Genomic DNA, 17,787 nt, shown 5'->3' with positions numbered 1-17,787 from the left:
CTCGGACGGCCCCCGCGCTGCTCTTAGCGGCGCAGGGCCGTGGCGCCGGTGGCCACCGCGGCGGCAGCCACGAGCTTCAGGATGTCGCCGGGAATGAACGGTGTCATGCCAGCGGCGAGCACCTGGGCTGACCAGGGCGCGCCCATGCCCGTGAAGGCCGAGAGCCAGATGAGGCCTGGGATGTACGGCATGGCGAGCGCCACGGCGAAGACCGCCAGGGCGCGCAGACCGGCCAGGGGCTGGCGCGACTGCATCCAGCCCACGAAGGCGGCCGACACGATGAAACCGAGCAGGTAGCCGGTGGACGGGGAGATGCCCGCCGTTCCGGCGGAGAGGATCGGCAGGCCGGCCACGCCCATCGCGCCGTAGATGCTGACGGCCGCGAGGCTGCGCCCGCCGCCGAGGGCCCAGCCCACGAGCACCACTGCGAGAGTCTGCATGGTGACCGGCACCGGCTTGAACGGGATGGCGAGCTGGGCGGCGATCGCGAGCACGACCACTCCGGCGCCGATGGCCAGGGCGTTGCGGGCAATTCCCGCCTTGGTTGTGCGCGCGCCGGCGGAGGCAGCGGGGGCGGAGCTGGCGGGGACGGTTGATGAGTTCTGAGTCATGAGTATTCCTTATTTTTGGTTGATATCTGGCAGACGGCGATGGCGTAGTCGCCGTCGTGGGACAGGGACAGGAGGATGTCGGTATCCCCGAAGGCCTCCTTGATGGCGCTGGTGAGGGCAATGTAGGGGCGGTGGTAGGGGTCGGAGAGGACCTGGATCTCGGTGAGGTTGACGTCCTGTTCCGCGATCAGGGGCGGACGGCCGACGAGCGTCGAGGACCAGGCCTTGATGAAGGCCTCCTTGCCGGCCCAGCGGGCGGCGAGGTGGTGGGCGACGTCGGCGCCGGTAGCCGCCGCCCGCCGCCGGGCTCCGCGCATCTCGGCCCCGGAGAAGACCTGGGCCATGTGCGTGCCCGGCGCGGCGAGCTGCTCGGCAAACGTGGGGATGTGGACCAGGTCCACCCCCAGCCCGCTAGGCATAGAGCCCATCCTCGCCAAGGCGGGCCGCCGGGTCGAGGAGCATCGCTGCCTCTACCTCGTGCGGGTCGTAGCCGGGACGCTCCGCGCCGAAGCGACGCGAGGCGATCGGCTCGAACAGGGCCCGATTGCCCACCATGCCCTGCTCGAGGTGGCGGGCGCCGGCCTTGAGGCGAGCCTCCGCCTGAGCGCGCCACGCATCGGCGGCCTGGCAACCGTGCGCCCGCCGAATCGCAGCCTCGAAGGCGCCCGGGTGAAGGATCGCCAGGAGAGAGGACACGTGGCCAAATCCGAGCGAGGTAGCCATCGCCGCCTTGATCTGGCCCCGCTTGCCGAGGTCGAGTGGCTCGCGGAGCCACACGAGGAAGGGGTCCTCAGCAAAGACCGGGTCGAGGTTGTCTAGCGAACGATTGCCCGGCACCACGCCGGTGGCGAGCACCTCGGTCAGGCCCGCGATCTGGAAGAGTGCCGCGCCACCCTTCGAGTGCCCGGTCAGCGTCTTTTGTGAGATGACGTGCAGCGGATTGCCCGCGCTGCGCCCGAGCGCCCGGGCGAGGCGAACGTGGAGCTCGGCCTCGTTGGGATCGTTGGCGTTCGTGGAGGTGTCGTGCTTGGACAGCACTGCGACGTCGTCCACGCTCGCCCCGAGTGCCTCGAGCTGGCGGGCCAGGCGGGAATCCCGTCCGCCGAGTCCGGCCGCGAGCGCGCCGAGCCCGGGAGCGGGGATGGAGGTGTGGGCTCCGTCGGCGAAGGTCTGGACGTAGCCGACCACGCCGTAGACGGGCAGGCCCATCTCGAGGGCGAGGTCGCCGCGGGCGATGAGCACGGTGCCGCCGCCCATGGCTTCCACGAAGCCGCCGCGGCGCAGGTCGCCGGCGCGGGAGAAGAAGCGGTCGGCGATCCCCTGGGCCTCGAGCGAGGCGGAGTCCGCGGTGGCGTTCATGAAGCCGAAGCCCTCGAGGGACTCCACCGACAGGTCATCCACCGCGCCGGTGACCACGAACTTCGCCTTGCCGGCTGCGATCTTGTCCACGCCATCCTCGAGTGAGACAGCGGCCGAGGCGCACGCCGCCACCGGCTGGACCATGGCGCCGTAGCCGCCCACGTAGGTCTGCATGGTGTGTGCGGCAACCACGTTCGGCAGGGTCTCTTGCAGGATGTCCTGCGGGATATCCTCCCCGCGGAAGCGCTCCACGAACAGCTTGCGCATCGAGCTCATTCCGCCAAAACCGGTGCCCTGAGTGGAGCCGACCTCGGTGGGGTGAATGTGGGCCAGCAGCTCGGCCGGGGTGAAGCCGGCGGAGATGAAGGCGTCGACCGTGGTCAGCAGGTTCCACACCGCCATCTTGTCCACCGATTCCACCATCGACTGCGGGATGCCCCAGCGGGTGGGGTCGAAGTCAGTGGGCAGCTGGCCGGCCACGAAGCGGGACAGGGTGGTCTTGCGCGGTACGAGCGCGGTGGCGCCCTTGATGCGGGTCACCGACCACTCCGACTCTCCCGGTTGCGGGGCTGCGACCTGCGTGAACTGCGGGTCGGCCGCCTCGTAGGCGCGTGCCTCGGCCTCGGTGGCCACCGTGAAGGTGACGGGCTTGTCGAGGAAGACGGTCACCATGTCCACCGTGCCGCCGGCCTGAATCGGGCCGTCGTCGGTGAGGCGGCGGATGCCGGAGCGGGCCACCACCTCGTCCCGGTAGCGCTCGAAGATCTCCTCCTCGGGCACCAGGTTGTCTTCGGCATCGTACCAGCCGGCCTTCGGCGATTCGTGCCAGGTGAGCAGACCGGTCATCCACGCCAGTTCGAGCACGCCCGCAGCGGTGAGGTCCACGTCGCCGTCGGCCCTGATGCCGAGCTCGGCGGCGTGGCGGGTGCGGGCCGAGCCCCACGGGCCCACCTCGCCAACCCCCACGATGACGATCGTGTCCTCGGGGCGGGCGGTGCCACTGCCCCACACATCGGCGTACTCGGGCAGGCCCACCACCTGCGGGCGCGGCAGTGCCGAAATGGTGCCGCCCTGGCGCTCGGAGCTAGTCGCGGCCGCGGGCGCGGCCTCGATCTGGCGGGTGAGCTCGGCGAGGTTGATGTTCGACAGACCGCCGGTGAGGTCGGCGTCGATCGGAGCGCTCGCCGCGCGCTCCCGCGCGTCGTCGGTGGCAAGGGCGATCAGCTCGCCCGCGATCTCGGAGGTGGACCACGTGCGCACGCCGCGCTCCTCCACGGCCGCGACCAGCGGGTCGTTGCCGCCCATGAGGCCGGTGCCGCGCACCCACCCGATGCGGGCATGGGCCAGGCTCACGCGCTGCGCCCACGGCTCCACGTGCCACTTGTTCACCACGGCGTCGAAGGCTGCCTTGACCTCGCCGTAGGCGCCGTCGCCGCCGAAGGTTCCGCGGTTGGGCGAGCCGGGCAACACGGCGTGGAGGCGGTGGCCCACCACGGTGTCCGCGCCGATGGCGGCGAGCCCGGTGAGCAAGCGCTCCACGCCCCACAGCATGAGGCGGGTCTGGATCTCAGCCGCGCCCCCGGCGTCGCTCATCATGCCGAACACGCGCGGCGCGGCGAACGGGAAGAGGAGGTCGGGGATCATCGCGGACTTCTTCTCCACGGTCGCCCCACCCACGGTCTCGCGCACGGGGTTTCCGATCCAGTCCACGAGCGCGTCGATGTCGCGGTAGGAGGCGAGGTTGGCGGGCACGAGCCACAGGGCCGCGTCCCCGCGCGCGTTCTCGCGGTAGATCTTGCGCCCGGCGAGTAGGCGCGCCTGGTCCACGCGGGAGGCGGTGGCGATGACGGTCGCGCCGCCGGCGAGCAGGCGTGCCACGACGCCGCCGCCGATAGACTCCGGCGTCATGCCCGTGACCACCGCGACCTTGCCGGAGAACTCCCCGGCGCTCTCGTCACGCGCGGCGGTCGCCACCTGGAGCAGACGCACGCGGTCGGCGTCGGACGCAGCGATGTCCGCGTAGTACTCGGCCTGGCGGGCCACCTCGGCACCAGTGCCCACGAAAGTGGCCTCGGCGGGAAGCTCGGCGGCGCCGGCCGCGAATCGGGCGAGGTCCTCGCGGGCACTCGCCCAACGGTCGTTGAGGAGCACGGCCTTCTTCGCGTCGAAGGCGGGCGCCACCTGGGATACCCAGTTCGCGCCGAGCTCGGCGCTCACGGCCTCCACCACGGCCTCGTCGCTGGCCTCGTTAGCCGCAACGGGGGCGGCGTCGCCGAGGCGGGCCAGCAGGTCGCGGGCGTTGTCGGCGAGGATGGTGGTGATGTGGGAGGAGAAGGCGTCGAGTGCCGCGGAATCCACGACCCCGCCGCTCGCCCCGCCTGCGCTCGGCTTGACCACGTTCACCCCGCGCAGGGCGCCCACGCGTTCCACGGCGGCGTCGATGAGGGAGTCGACCTCGGCGGCCGTGGCGGGTGAACCGGGCAGACCGGCCAGCTCCCCGCCGCGGGCGGACTTGCCCTCGCGGGTCTCGAGCAGTAGCACCGCGGTGGTCCACGCACCCCAGCCGTGGCCAAGCGCCCATGCCTCGCGGACGCGGGCGCCCACACGGTCGGGCTTGACGCCGGCCGCGCCAAACAGCTTGCGCAACCTGTCGCCGATCGCATCGGACAGGACGGGCCCGAAGGGCTTGTAGTTGTGGGCGAGCTTGTTGACCGTGGCCGACAGCTCGGCCACGCTCGCGTCCGCCGCACCGTCGATGGCCGTGAGGCCGAGTTCGGCGGACATGTCCATGAGCACCTGGTTGCGCTTGGAGGACACGCCGTTCGTCAGCGACTCCACCGTGTCGGCCGCACCCACCTGGTCGAGGTTGATCTTGTTCGACTCCGCCAGCAGCACCGTAATCGCGTCCGCCGCCGCGAACGCCAGGTCCTCCGGCGACGCCGTGGCCGCACCTACCTGCGCGGGTGCGGCGTGCGGTTCGGGTGCGGGCTGGGTCGGCTCGGGAGCCACGAGGACCTGCGTTGCGGGGGCCTCGCCAGCCTGCGCCTGTGCCTCCGCGATCTCATCTGCCGCTTCGGGCTCGGCCGCGACCGCTTGGTCGGTGAAGTAGACGGGGGCGGCATCGCGCTGGACGTTGGCCACCGCCACGGAGGCCGAGGCGTGGCGCGGCTGGGCGAGGGTCTTGGCGGCGAGGTTAGCCAGCGTCGGTGCGGCCCCAAGGCCGACCTCCACGAAGCTCTCCACGCCGGCCCCGTCCGGGCGCGGGGTAAAGAGGTAGTCCTGGGTTTCGATCCAGCGCACCGGGGAGGCGAACTGCCAGGCCAGGAGCTCGACCAAAAGCTCGCGCGTGATCGTCCCCGCCTCGGAGGCGAGGTCGACGTCGTCCCAGCGCTCGCGCAGAGCCCGCACCGAGTCGGCAGGCACCACCTCGAGGATAGAGTCAAGGAAGTCGGCGGTCAGCTCGAAGGGGCGGGCCACGAGGTTGGGGATGTAGCGCCCCACGAGCACCGCCGGGTCGATCTGCTCCGGCAGGAGGCCCTGCAGGAGCTCGCGGAAGTCCGCCACCCCGCCGCGCAGCACACTGGAGTGGAACGGTACGTCGATGCCGGGCACGAGCATGAAGGGCCTGCGCCCGCCGGCCTCCTCGGTTCGGCGTTCGGCGTCGGCCGCGAGCGCGGCCAGGCCCGCCACCGTGCCGGCGATCGAGTACTGTTCGCCGGCCAAGTTGTAGTTGACGATCTCGATGAACTCCCCGCTCGCCTCGGCGATCGAGGCGACGTAGGCGGCCACGTCGGCGTCGCCCACCCCGAACTGGTTGGGGCGCAGAGCGGCCATCTGGTAGTTCGAGCGGCCCTCGGCATCGCGCGGCACGAGGTTGTGCATGGTCGAGCCGCGGTGGAAGACGATCTCGATGACGGTCTCGAGCGGGAAGATGCCGGCGTAGGCGGACAGGGCGTTGTACTCGCCAAGCGAGTGGCCCGCAAGGTAGGCGCCCTCCACAAGCACGCCGGCCTCGCGCAGGCGCTCGCTCTGGGCGAAGGCAACGGTCGCGAGTGCCACCTGAGTGAACTGGGTCAGGTTGAGCACGCCCTGCGGGTGGCGGTAGGCCACGCCGCCGGCGATGATCTCGGTGGGGTTGTCGCGCACGATTGTCAGGATCGAGAAGCCGAGCGCGGAGCGGGTGTGGGCATCGGCGCGCTCCCACACGTCGCGGGCGGCGGGCGAGGTGGCGCGCTCGTCGAGCGTCATGCCCTGGCTCTGCACTCCCTGGCCCGGGTAGACGTAGGCGGTGACGGCCGGGGTGACGTGGGCCGAGGCGACGGAGACCACGTTCTTGTTCACGCGGCAGGTCACCTCGAGGATGAGCCCGCCGGCGTCAACCACCCCCACGCGCTCCACGCTGATCTCCACCTCGTCGTTCAGGTCCACGGTGCCGTACATGCGGTAGGTCCACCCGGCGATGTGCCAGCGCTTGCCGTCCTCGCCCGTGGCGCTGACCGCGTGCTGGGCCGCGGCGCACAGCCACATCCCGTGCACGAGCGGCGCGTCCATGCCGGCCACCTTCGCGGCCCGGTAGGAGGTGTGGATGGGGTTATAGTCGCCCGAAACCATTGCAAACGGCGTCATGTCCGCCGGCGCGGTCACGGTGACGCGGCGCAGCAGCGAGCGCGGCGTGTCGCGGATCTCGCGCTCCACCTCGCCCGCGTACGGCGGGTCGGCGGGCAGGTTCGTGCCGAACACTCGCCCGCGGATCGCGAAGCGCTCGGTGAACGCGCCCACCCGCTCCCCGTCGTGGCTGAGCTCGGTTTCGACGACAACAACCCGGCCCGAGCTCGACTCGGTCAGCGACGTGCAACGCGAGCGCGCGTCAAGGTGGTCAAGGCCCGCGAGCCGATCGGTATCGAGGTCCTCGGTGTGGTCGAGGTGGACCGCGTTGAGCAGGCCCTCGATGACGGGGTAGTCCCCCACGAAAGCCGAGCCGAGGGCGGCGTAGATAGAGGGCCAACACATGCCAAGCACCGCCGAGGGCACGATCGGCGCGAGCTTGTAGCCGGGCAGGTCGGCAGTGACGCCGGCGTGCAGGGCACCAAGTTCGGGGCGCAAGGAGAAGCGGTAGTGGGCCTCGCCGAACTGTGAATCAGCCGAGTCGGTGATGGCGGGCAGCTCGCCGATGTGGTCGCCCAGCACGTTCTGCGCCCCCACACCGGCCGTGACCGCGAGGAGAGCGAACATGGCCGCGGGCAGCCGCTCGTCGTCGACCACCGGGATCGCGCCGGTCGAGGCGCCGGCCGGGATGCGGAACGGCACGCGCAACTCGCGCACGGCGTGCTGGCGGACCCCGCTGCCATCCCACAGTGTGTCGAGGTGGATGACCATGTCATAGCCGGCGTCGGTGGCCACGATGTCGTAGTTCTCGACCACGCGGGCGGGGTTGGTGATGACATGGCCGTGCCAGGAGATGTTCTCCGCCCCGCGCAGGTAGTCCTCCACCGTGGCAAACGCGCGCGAGAAGCGGCGCTCACCCGCCTCGCCCCCGAGCGCCTCAATCGTGGCGTCCTCGTAGCGGGCGAGGATCGTGGCCACGGGCTCGTTGACCGTGGTGATGCCGGCCACCGACACCGGGCCGGGGATGATGCGCACCTGATCGGCGGTGTAGCGCGGATCGTGGGACTGCCACAGGCCGTCCGTGCCCCACGAGCGCAACAGATCGGCGTCAATGATCGACACGAAGGGCACCGGCTTGGGGTACTTGCGGCACAGCTCCACGAACCAGGCCGCATCGAAGGTGGTGACCTCCACGCGCTCGGCGTCGGGGTAGGCGGCCACAATCTTGTCGATGGCCGCGGCCGGGTCGGCGACCGCCTCCACGCTATCGAACATCGACACGAGCTCGCCGGAGTCCTGGGGCGAGAGGCGGGCCTCCACGCGCTGGGCCAGCTCGAAGAAGCGCTGGGCCCACGACGGGTCGGTGAACGGGTAGGACAGCTCGGCGAAGCGGCGCAGCACCTCGGCGTACGTCATGTCCTCCAGGTCGCCGAAGTAAGGCTTGGCGGTGGCGTCGATCGCCCCGATGATCTCGGCGCGGCGGGTGACGAGCGCCTCGGGGTCGGAGGCAACCTCCACGATAAGCCGGGCGGCGCGCGAGGCGGAGTTCTCGATCTCATACATGTCCGCCAACAGGTGCGACAGGCCGGAGGTCACCCCACCGTCCACGGCGCCCTGGCCCACCCATCCGGCGTTGCGATCCACGGGAACGCCGGCGGTGTCGACGAGGAGCTGCTTGACGTCGTCGTTGGTCTTGGCCTCACGCGCGGTCATCGCGGCAGTGCCGATCATGATCGCGTCCACGGGCATGGGCACCGGGCCATGCTCGAGCGCCCACGTGCCGGTGAGGAAGCCTGCGGCGCGTTCGGGCACGCCCAGACCGCCGCCCACGATGAGCACCGTGTTGTCCTGCGCGCGGATCTCGGCATAGGTGTCGAGCAGCAGCTGATCGAGGTCCTCCCACGAGTGGTGGCCTCCGGCGTGCCCGTCCTCGACCATGATGAGGATCGGGGCGGTGGTGGCGCGGGCGATCTTCAGCACCTGGCGGATCTGCCCGATCGTGCCGGGCTTGAAGGCCACGTACGTAAATCCTTCGCCGCGCAGGCGCTCGACCAGCTCCACGCCCTCCTCGGTCTCGGGAATGCCGGCCGAGATCACGACCCCGTCCAGCGGGGCTCCACTTTGGCGGTTACGGGAGACGATGTGCTGGGTGCCGAACTGGAGGTTCCACAGGTAGCGGTCCATGAACATCGCGTTGAACTGGGCGGTGCGGCCCTCCTCGAGCCCGGCAACCAGCCCGGCGAGGTTCTTCTCGAAGACCTCCTCCGTGACCTGCCCGCCTCCAGCCATCTCCACCCAGTATCCGGCGTTCGCGGCGGCGGCCACGATCTCGGGTTCCACGGTGGTGGGGGTCATGCCGGCGAGCAGCACGGGGGCACGGCCGGTCAGGCGCGTGAAGCGGGTGTCGACCACCACGCGCCCGTCGTCGATCATGGCGAGCTTCGGGGCGAACGCGGACCAGTCCTCTCCCGGCACCCAGGCATCCTTCGTGGCAAGCGCGTCGCGCGCGTCAGCAGAGCCCGCGTTCACGACGCCGATGCCCCGCCCACGCACGTTGTCCCGCGTGATTCGGGCCAGGCCCGTGCCGGGGCCAAGGTCGACCACCCAGCCAACGCCCTTAGTTGCCTCGGCAAAGACACTGTCCCAGTCAAGGCGGTCGGTGAGGACGGCGGCGGCCAGGCGCTCGACGTCGTGCATGTCGATGGGATCGGTGGCATCCTCGGCCCAGCCGCAGGCCCGCACCCAGGCGAGCACCTGCTCGAGCGCGGGCGCGAGCAGGGCGGAGTGGAAGGGCGCGGAGACGTCGAGGAACTCGGTGATCGGGGTCAGGGCAGCGCCGCCGATCGTCTTCTCGGTGCGAGCCTTGGCCTCGGCACTGGCGAGGGCGTCGAGGTCGCGGCGCACTGCCTCAAGCGAGGCGGGCAAGCCGGCCAGGGTGAAGGAGGTGGCCGTGTTGCGGATGGCGATCTGGGCGCCGTGACGGGCGGCCACCTCGGACAGCACACGCTCGGGCACGTCGCGCACGGCCAACATCGGGGTGAGCTCGCCGAAGCGGGAGGCACCCTCAGCACGGGTGGCCTGGGTGGCCGCGGCGCCAATCAGGCGGGCCAGGGCGAGGACGTGGGCCTTGTGCTCGGAGGCGAGCATGTGAACGGCGAGCACGCCCTGCGAGTGGCCAACCACCGCCTGCGGCTGCGCGCCGAGCGGGAGGTCGAGGTAGGAACCATACTGGGCCAGCAAGATGCCGGGCACGGAGGCGAAGGCCTCGCCCGAGGTGGTGGCCAGCAGGTCGAGCGGGCCGGCGCAGATGCGGGTCAGCTCGGGCAACACCGAGGCCAGCAGCTCCTCGGCGCGGGCCTGAAGCCGCTCGAGGGTGTCGCGGATCGCCGGATCCTCGGCCGCCTCGGCGAGGGCGGCACGCCACGGGGTGGCCTGGCCGGCGAACTGGAGGACGTAGGGGTCATGAATCTCGTACATGTTTCTCCTTGGGCTACATCGGCATGTTGCCGTGTCGGGCAGGGCCCTGGTGGATGGTGGTTTTGGACTGGAGGGCCTCGAGCGAGACCGCGATGGTGGAGCGGGTGGCGTTCGGGGCAATGATGCCATCGAGCTCGCCGCGTGCCACGGACAGGTAGGGGTTGACGTTCTCGCGGGTGTAGCGGGCGGACAGCTCGGCGAACACCTCGTCGCCACGACCCTCAGCCTCGGCGGCCTTAAGCTCACGGCGGTGGACGATCGCCACGGCGCCGTCGGCCCCGAGCACCGCGATTTCGGCGCCGGGCCAGGCGTAGACGAGGTCCCCGCCCAACGACTTGGAGCCCATGACGATGTAGGCCCCTCCGTAGGCTTTACGCAGTATGACGGTCACCAGCGGCACCGAGGCGGTGGCATAAGACCAGATGAGCTTCGCGCCGCGGCGAATAATACCGGCTTGCTCCTGCTCGGTGCCCGGCCGGTAGCCCGGCACGTCCACCAGCGTGACCACGGGGATCTTGAAGGCGTCGCAGAACTGAACGAAGCGGGCCGCCTTCTCCGAAGCGTCCACGTCGAGCGTGCCGGCGTCGTGCAGTGGTTGGTTCGCCACGATCCCCACCGAGCGGCCCTCGATGCAGGCGAAGCCGATCACGATGTTGCGGGCGAAGAACTCCTGGATCTGCACGAACTCGCCATAGTCCACGATTGCTTCGATAACTTCGACGACGTCGTAGGGCACCTTCGTCGATTCGGGTACCAGGGCCGACAGGTCCGCGGGGGCCGCAGGCGCGAGCGCCAGGTCGAAGTCGTAGGCGGGGACCTGGTCGTCGCAGTTGGCTGGCAGGTAGGTGAGAAGCGTGCGGGTGTAGTCGAGCGCGTCCTCCTCGTCCTCGGCCAGGTAGTGGGCCACGCCGGACTGGAAGTTGTGGACCTGCGCCCCGCCGAGGTCGGCGAAGGAGACGTCCTCGCCCGTCGTCGCCCGCACCACGTCCGGGCCGGTGACGAACATGTGCGAGGTCTCGCGGGTCATGATAATGAAGTCGGTCAAGGCCGGGGAGTACACCGCTCCCCCAGCGCACGGGCCGAGGATCAGCGAGATCTGCGGGATAACGCCGGAGGCGGCGCACGTGCGCTTGAAGATGCGTCCGTACTGGCCAAGGGCCACCACGCCGTCCTGGATGCGCGCGCCGCCCGAATCCATGATCCCGATCACGGGGATACGCAGGGACAGTGCCTTGTCAATCGTGGCGATGATCTTGTTACCCTCGGCCTCGCCGAGCGTGCCGCCCTGCACCGAGAAGTCCTGGGCGTAGACGGCCACGCGCCGCCCGCCGATCGTGCCCAGCCCGCACACCACCGCCGCGCCGGCAAAGCCCTGGGCCACATTCCCGCCCACGAACTGGCCGATCTCGGAAAAACTGCCCTCGTCCAGGAGGGTGGCGATGCGCTCGCGGGCCGTGAGCTTTGACTTGGCGTGCTGGTGCTCGAGCGCCTTGCCCTCCGCCTTCACCGAGAGCGAGGCGGCGTAGGCGATGAAGGCCTCCCGGTCGATCTCGCGCGAGGTAGTGTCAATCGTTAAGGATTCGTCAACAATGTGAGACATGGTCACTCCTTCTCTTCGGGGGTGATGGTCAGCAGGGCGGTGCCGGCCGCCACGTTCGAGCCGGCCTCCACGGCCACGTCCTCCACTCGGCCGGCCAGCGGGGCATAGACGTAGCTCTCCATCTTCATGGACTCGAGCACCACCAGCAGGTCTCCTGCGGCGACGACGGCACCCGGCTCCGTCACCACCCGCACCACGATCGCCTGGATCGGCGAGCGGACGTCGCCGCTGGCCGCCTCTCCAGCCTCTGCCACCGTCCTGGAGCGAGAGGAGCGGCGCAGGGGCTGAGGACGCGGGGTTTGGGGCGCTCCCTGGGCGAACATGCCTTTGGGCACGGTGAGGGTGGCCTGACGCCCGTCGATCTCGATGGTAAAGGTCTGCCGCTCGGCGGGCGCCTCCGCGGGGGCGGGCGCCGGCGTCGTGCCAGCGTGCTCGGCATGCTCGGCGTTCCAGGCGGGGAGGAAGGACTCCTCGAACCAGCGCGTGGAGTAGTGGAGGGCGGCGAAGTCGGGGTCGGCGATGATGTCACGGTAGAGCGGGACCGGGGTGGCCAGCCCGTCCAGGCGGAACTTGCCGAGTGCGCGCAGGGAACGGGCGATGGCGGCGTCGCGCGTGGGAGCAGTGACGATGACCTTGGCGAGCATCGAGTCGAAAGCGGAGGTAACGACGTCGCCGGCCACCACCCCGGTCTCGATACGAACGCCGTGGCCGAGCGGCCAGGTGAGGGCCGCGACGGTGCCCTGCGAGGGTTGCATGTCGCGCGCCGGGTCCTCGCACGTGATGCGGAACTCGAAGGAATGCGCGCGCGGGGATGGGACCGGGCTGATGGCCTCGCCGCGGGCGATACGGATCTGCTCGGCCACAAGATCAAGGCCCGTGACCTCCTCGGACACCGTGTGCTCCACCTGCAAGCGCGGGTTGACCTCGAGGAAGAAGATCTCCTCCCCCACGAGGAACTCGCACGTGCCCAGCCCCACGAAGCCGGCCCCGTCGAACAGGGCTTGCGAGTAGCGCTCGAGCGTCGCCTCCTGTTCGGTCGTGAGCCCAGGCGCGGGGGCCTCCTCGATGAGCTTTTGGTTGCGGCGCTGGACCGAGCAGTCACGCGTGGAGACCACGGCGAAGTTGCCGTGGACGTCGCGCATGCACTGAGTCTCTACGTGCCGTGCGGTCTCGAGGAACTTCTCCACAAACACGCCCTGCGGGTCGGGGCCGGCGGCCTGGAAGAAGTGGTCGAGCCCGGCGTCGTCGCGAATGATGGTGATGCCGCGCCCACCGCCCCCGTCGGCCTTCTTCGTTACGATCGGGTAGCCCCAGCGGGCCACAAAGTCCTCCACCTCGGCCCGGCCGCTGATCTGCTCGGAGATACCCGGCACCGGCTGGACGCCAACGCGCTCAGCCAGCTGGCGAGCGCTGATCTTGTCCCCCAGCTCGCGCAGCGTGTCCGCCGACGGCCCAATCCACGTCAGGCCCGCAGCCACGACGGCCTCGGCGAACTCTGGGCTTTCGGAGAGGAAGCCGTAGCCGGGGTGGACGGCGGCGGCGCCGGTGGCGCGCGCGAGCTCGATGAGCTTGTCACCGTTCATGTAGGTCTCGGCCAGCGTGTCGCCACCGAGTGCGTGGGCCTCACCGGACGCGCGCGTAAACGGGGTGTCGAAGTCGGCGTCCGCGTAGCCAACCACGGTGTCGATTCCCAGCTCCGTAGCCGTGCGGATCACGCGCAGGGCGATCTCGGAGCGGTTGGCGATCAGGATCTTCATTGAGGTCCTTTCTGTCAGCAGTTGTGCTCGGCGAACATGGCCACCTCGTGCGGGTAGACCCGAATGCGTGCGGGGGTGGCCACCTCGGGTCGAGCGCTGGGCGCGGGGACGCTGGTGGACGCGGGGGCGGTGGCGGCGGTGAGGATGAGCTCGCCGTCCGGCCCGATCTCGTCAACGACGCCGGTGCGGCCCGCCACGCTCACCTGGTGCCCGCGCTGGGCGAGGTGGACGTTGAGCTCGGCGATGATGGGCGCAGTGGCGGGGGCGTTCGGATCGGCGGCGAAGGCTTCGACCCGCGCCGCGAGCTCGGCAAGGTAGCGATCGAGGAGGATGCCGGCGGGGTCGGCGTCGTCGGGACGGAGGCCCTCGGCGGTAAGGAGGCCCTCGGCGGCAAGCGAGGTGGCGCCCTCAAATAGCTCGTCGCCCTCCTGGAAGACGTTGGCGCCCACGCCAATCGCGGCGCTTAGCTCCCCGCGCGCGGCGGACATGTCGGCGTAGAACTCCCCAAGCACGCCGCAGATCTTGCGGCCGCGGATGACCACATCGTTGGGGAACTTGACCTTCGCGGGCGCGCCGAAGTCGGCGAGGGCCGCGCGCATCGACAGCGCGCCGATGAGGGTGAGGAAGCCGCCGCGCTCGCGCAGGGCGGCAGTGGCGGGAAGAACCACGAGCGTGGAGGCGAGCAGCGAGCGGTCCGCGCCCGACTCCCACGTGCGGCCCAGGCGGCCGCGGCCGCGGATCTGGACGTCGGCACGGATCGTGGTCAGGTGCGGGGCGCGCGCGAGGGTGCGTAGCACGTCCTGGGTGGAGGTGACGCTCCGGCGGTGGTCAACGAGGCCAGTCATGTGGACAGACTAACGCAAGTTACCGAACGGTAGGGTAAGTTACCGGCGCGTCGGACTCTTCTCGGCCGGCCGCCTGACGCCATGACGCGGGAAGGTGTGGGCGCCCGTGATCATTGTTACTAAACCGTAACTTGCGGCGCGTCGGCGCGTTTTGGCACCAAGGGCAGGGGCTGCGGAGGGGCTACTCTCCTGGGCGCCCCTCATCGCTCGGCCAGATTAAAAAACTTTGGACGATTCCGGGGCGATCTGCGCATATACGAAGATCGCCCCGGAATCGTCCAGTGTTTTCAAACGCCCGGCGCTCCTACCCCTCGCGGTAGACCACTCCCATCGAGCTTGCCGGGTAGTGCCACGTCAGCGTCCCTGGCGGGGCGACCGCAAGGCACGTGCCGCATTCGAGACAGGCGGCGTATTCCACCGCAACCTCGCCGTTTTCTTCCGAGTACACGTGGGCCGGACACACGTTCACCAACAGCTTCGCCGCGCCGGTCTCACGCACGCGCTCCTGGTTGACCACGATGTGGGGATTGCCCTCGTCAATCTCGTAGACGTTCATCGCCAAACGATCATTGATCGTTCCCGGTTCGAAGCTTGCCATCTTACATCGACCTCACAGCACTGATACCGAGTTTCGCAAGCCCCGCCAGCGATAGGCGAGACCTCTTCACCGCGCCCATGACGACCTTGAGCAGCGGCTTACGCGGCGTGAGGTCGTGGTTGTAGACGCCGTGGAGGACGTCTGCGACCAGCTCCCCCACGTCCCCGTACATCGCCGGGTTTTCGAGGAAGTCCGGGGCCTTGGCATAGGTGTCCATGTCCTTGCCGACGAACGAGGCGTTGTACTCCTCGACATACTTCCCCAGCGCCTCGGCAGAGAAATCCTTGGCCTTGAGCGCGTCGGAAATCACCGAGGCCGCGGCGCGGGCCGAGCCTGCCGCGAGATCCATGCCGCGCACGGTAAAGCCCGTGTTCAGCGTGAATCCCGCGGCGTCTCCGATGACGAGGAGTCCGCGGTGGACCAGGTCGTGCTGCATCTTCTTCCCGCCCTCGGCCACCAGGTGGCACCCGTATTCGAGGAGCTCGCCGTCCTTGAGGAACGGCGCGATCGCCGGGTGGGTGAGGAAGTGGTCGTGCAAATCGGAGGAGCTCTTGCCCGACTTCTCGAGGTCGTCGAGGCGGGCCACGATACCAATCGAGATGGAGTCGCGGTTGGTGTACATGAAGCCGCCTCCGGCCACGCCCTGGGTGCAATCACCCACGACGGCGTACGCCGCGCCCTCGTCGCCCGTCAGGTTGAAGCGCTCCGCGATCACCTCCGGGTCGAGGGCGATGACCGACTTGACGCCCACGGCCAGGTTCTCCTTCGGCTCCTTGGCGCGGATGCCCGCATACTGGGAGAGGAAGGAGTTGACGCCGTCGGCTGCCACCACGACATGAGCGCGTAGCTCGTCCTCGCCGGCGCGCACGCCCACGAACTGGCCGCCGTCGCGAACCAGTTCGTCGACCTTGACGCCGGGCATGACGGTCACGCCCACGTTCTCGCACTGCTCGGCGAGCCACGGATCGAACTTCGCGCGAAGCACCGTCACGGCGTTGACCGGTTCGCTCAGTCGGCCGTCCCAGTAGTCAATGTTGACGAAGTTGTCCTTGTTGAGGAAACTCAGGCAATTGCGCGTGATGACGCGCTCGATGGGTGCCTCCTCGAGGAAGTTATCGAAGATCTCCTGCATGACGCGGCAGTAGAACACGCCGCCGGACAGGTTCTTCGACCCCGGCTCGACACCGCGCTCGATCAGCAAAACCTCATAGCCGTCTTTGGCGAGCAGGTAGGAACAGACTGATCCTGCCACGCCGCCGCCGACCACAATGACGTCGAAATCCACCTCTGCCATGGCTACAGCGCTTCGGTCAGGGCCGGCAGCACCGAGTACAGGTCGCCCACGATGCCGTAGTCGGCCTGCTCGAAGTAGGGTGCGTTCTTGTCCGAGTTCACGACGACGACCGTCTTGGCCTCGTTCATGCCCGCGGTGTGCTGGATCTGGCCGGAGATGCCGGCGGCGAGGTAGAGGTCGGGGGTCACGTGCTGACCGGATACGCCCACGTAGCGGTCGCGCCCGAGCCAGTTGTTGCCCTCGGCGATCGGCCGCGAGCAGGCCACTTCTGCACCCATCTTGGAGGCGAGGTCGAAGGCCAGCTTGAGGTCGTCCTCATTCTTGAAGCCGCGGCCCACAGCCACGATCTTCTTCGCCGCGCCGAGGTTGACCGACTTGGTCTCGGCGCTCTCGGTGGCGCTCACGCGCAGATCGGCGGCGTCGGCAGCCAGCGGATCTCCGGCCACGGGCTCGCCCTCAACCGGCGCGCCTCCCGAGACGAGGACGACGGCGGGGGCTCCGATCTCCTCCTCGACAATGCCGCCGAAGCGGGCGGCGAGCACCTTGCCATCGCGCACGCCCTTGGCGCCGGTGACGACGGGCAGGCCTGCCGCCGCGGCGATCGCGCCGGCAAACACGCGCCCGGCCGGGGTGGCGGGCAGGAAGACGAAGCCGGTGGTGTCGACGTGGGCGGCGAGGCCGGCAGCGACGGCCTCCTCCGGGACGCCCTCGCCCAGCGCCACGTCGGCGTGGGCCATCGGCAGGTCGGGAGAACCGACAGAGATGACGGCGGCCTCACCGGGCAGTTCGTTCGCCCAGGCAAGCATCGTCGAGACGTTGGAATTCAAAGCAATAATGGTCGACATGTGTTCTCTCCTTTACAAAATACCGTCGGCCTTGAGCGCGTCGATCAGCTGCGCCGCCGCGTTGTCTCCCTCAAAAACCATCTTCTTGCGCTCGCGCATCTCAGGCTGGCGAGCCGCCTGGACGTTGCGGCCCACCTCCGCCACCGTGAGGTCGGCCAGGGCAACGGTCTCCAGCGGCTTCTTGCCCGCCGCAAGGATCTCCTTCATCGACGCGGCCTTGACCTCGACCGCGTCCGTGGCCGCGCTCAGCACCACGGGCCCGGAGGTTTCGACCGTCCGGGTACCGGACTCGGTGCGCTGGCGGATCTTCACGCCGTCGCCGGCCGTCTCAACCGAGAGGACTTCGAGCAGGCAGGGCCAGCCGAGCGCGCCCGCGAGGAGCGGACCCATGACGCCGGCGCCCTCGTCCACCGAAGCGTCGCCGGTGAAGACGGCCTTGACGTCATCGACCCTCTTGACCAGCTCGGCGAGAGCCGCAGCGGTCTGCGTGTTCGACCAGTCCGCGGTCGCGTCGTCGGCCACCACGAGCGCGCGGTCGAGCCCCTTGGACAGGGCGTTCTTCTTGGCCAGCGACGAGGCGACGTCCGCCCCGCCCACGCACACGCCGACGACCTCGCCGGCGCCCTCGGCGGCGAGGCTCTTGGCGAGCTCCACCGCGACCGGGTCGTATTCGGACACCGCCTTCTTCACTCGCGCCCAATCGACGACGCCGTCGGAACTGACCTTCGCGTCCTGCGGATTACCCGCGTACTTGTATGCCACGATGATGGACATTTCCACTCCTTCTGTGATTTTC

10 protein-coding genes are annotated in these 17,787 nt (G+C 69.5%); all 10 read right to left on the bottom strand.

The window, feature by feature from the left end; all coding sequences use genetic code 11:
* Positions 1 to 23 precede the first annotated feature (23 nt).
* Positions 24 to 611, bottom strand: coding sequence for a biotin transporter BioY (locus QPC17_RS02535; protein ID WP_062613911.1), 588 nt, complete (start codon positions 609 to 611; stop codon positions 24 to 26).
* The gene (gene acpS / locus QPC17_RS02530) at positions 608 to 1,030 is read right to left on the bottom strand and encodes a holo-ACP synthase AcpS (RefSeq protein WP_068538482.1); all 423 of its coding nucleotides are present in this window, start codon (positions 1,028 to 1,030) and stop codon (positions 608 to 610) included. The genes QPC17_RS02535 and acpS overlap by 4 nt, the downstream gene beginning before the upstream one ends.
* Positions 1,023 to 10,052 carry a type I polyketide synthase gene (locus QPC17_RS02525; RefSeq protein ID WP_285347433.1) on the bottom strand — a complete coding sequence of 3,010 codons (9,030 nt, stop codon included), beginning with the start codon at positions 10,050 to 10,052 and terminating at the stop codon, positions 1,023 to 1,025. Before QPC17_RS02525 ends, acpS begins: the two co-directional genes overlap by 8 nt.
* A gap of 13 nt (positions 10,053 to 10,065) precedes the next feature.
* Positions 10,066 to 11,652, bottom strand: a complete 1,587-nt coding sequence (locus tag QPC17_RS02520; protein ID WP_285347432.1) for an acyl-CoA carboxylase subunit beta — start codon at positions 11,650 to 11,652, stop codon at positions 10,066 to 10,068.
* Positions 11,653 to 11,654: 2 nt separating this feature from the next.
* On the bottom strand, positions 11,655 to 13,409 hold the full coding sequence (locus tag QPC17_RS02515) for an acetyl/propionyl/methylcrotonyl-CoA carboxylase subunit alpha (protein ID WP_285347431.1): 1,755 nt from the start codon (positions 13,407 to 13,409) through the stop codon (positions 11,655 to 11,657).
* Positions 13,410 to 13,423: 14 nt separating this feature from the next.
* Complete coding sequence (locus tag QPC17_RS02510) at positions 13,424 to 14,254, bottom strand: biotin--[acetyl-CoA-carboxylase] ligase (RefSeq protein WP_285347430.1); 831 nt, start codon at positions 14,252 to 14,254, stop codon at positions 13,424 to 13,426.
* A gap of 304 nt (positions 14,255 to 14,558) precedes the next feature.
* On the bottom strand, positions 14,559 to 14,852 hold the full coding sequence (locus tag QPC17_RS02505) for a ferredoxin family protein (RefSeq protein WP_070444956.1): 294 nt from the start codon (positions 14,850 to 14,852) through the stop codon (positions 14,559 to 14,561).
* A 1-nt stretch (position 14,853) separates the two neighbouring features.
* Complete coding sequence (locus tag QPC17_RS02500; RefSeq protein WP_062613905.1) at positions 14,854 to 16,146, bottom strand: FAD-dependent oxidoreductase; 1,293 nt, start codon at positions 16,144 to 16,146, stop codon at positions 14,854 to 14,856.
* Between the two features lie 2 nt (positions 16,147 to 16,148).
* Positions 16,149 to 16,991, bottom strand: a complete 843-nt coding sequence (locus QPC17_RS02495) for an electron transfer flavoprotein subunit alpha/FixB family protein (protein WP_062613904.1) — start codon at positions 16,989 to 16,991, stop codon at positions 16,149 to 16,151.
* 12 nt (positions 16,992 to 17,003) lie between these two features.
* Positions 17,004 to 17,765: an electron transfer flavoprotein subunit beta/FixA family protein gene (locus tag QPC17_RS02490; protein WP_070444959.1), complete on the bottom strand. Its 762-nt coding sequence runs from the start codon at positions 17,763 to 17,765 to the stop codon at positions 17,004 to 17,006.
* Positions 17,766 to 17,787 lie beyond the last annotated feature (22 nt).

This window comes from Trueperella bernardiae, assembly GCF_030246965.1.
Lineage (GTDB): Bacteria > Actinomycetota > Actinomycetes > Actinomycetales > Actinomycetaceae > Trueperella > Trueperella bernardiae.
This window is presented reverse-complemented; position numbering and strand designations above follow the sequence as displayed.

Coding starts and splice junctions, on each gene's coding strand:
- QPC17_RS02535 (WP_062613911.1), bottom strand. CDS start 611: ATGACTCAGAACTCATCAACCGTCCCCGCCAGCTCCGCCCCCGCTGCC.
- acpS (WP_068538482.1), bottom strand. CDS start 1,030: ATGCCTAGCGGGCTGGGGGTGGACCTGGTCCACATCCCCACGTTTGCC.
- QPC17_RS02525 (WP_285347433.1), bottom strand. CDS start 10,052: ATGTACGAGATTCATGACCCCTACGTCCTCCAGTTCGCCGGCCAGGCC.
- QPC17_RS02520 (WP_285347432.1), bottom strand. CDS start 11,652: ATGTCTCACATTGTTGACGAATCCTTAACGATTGACACTACCTCGCGC.
- QPC17_RS02515 (WP_285347431.1), bottom strand. CDS start 13,409: ATGAAGATCCTGATCGCCAACCGCTCCGAGATCGCCCTGCGCGTGATC.
- QPC17_RS02510 (WP_285347430.1), bottom strand. CDS start 14,254: ATGACTGGCCTCGTTGACCACCGCCGGAGCGTCACCTCCACCCAGGAC.
- QPC17_RS02505 (WP_070444956.1), bottom strand. CDS start 14,852: ATGGCAAGCTTCGAACCGGGAACGATCAATGATCGTTTGGCGATGAAC.
- QPC17_RS02500 (WP_062613905.1), bottom strand. CDS start 16,146: ATGGCAGAGGTGGATTTCGACGTCATTGTGGTCGGCGGCGGCGTGGCA.
- QPC17_RS02495 (WP_062613904.1), bottom strand. CDS start 16,991: ATGTCGACCATTATTGCTTTGAATTCCAACGTCTCGACGATGCTTGCC.
- QPC17_RS02490 (WP_070444959.1), bottom strand. CDS start 17,765: ATGTCCATCATCGTGGCATACAAGTACGCGGGTAATCCGCAGGACGCG.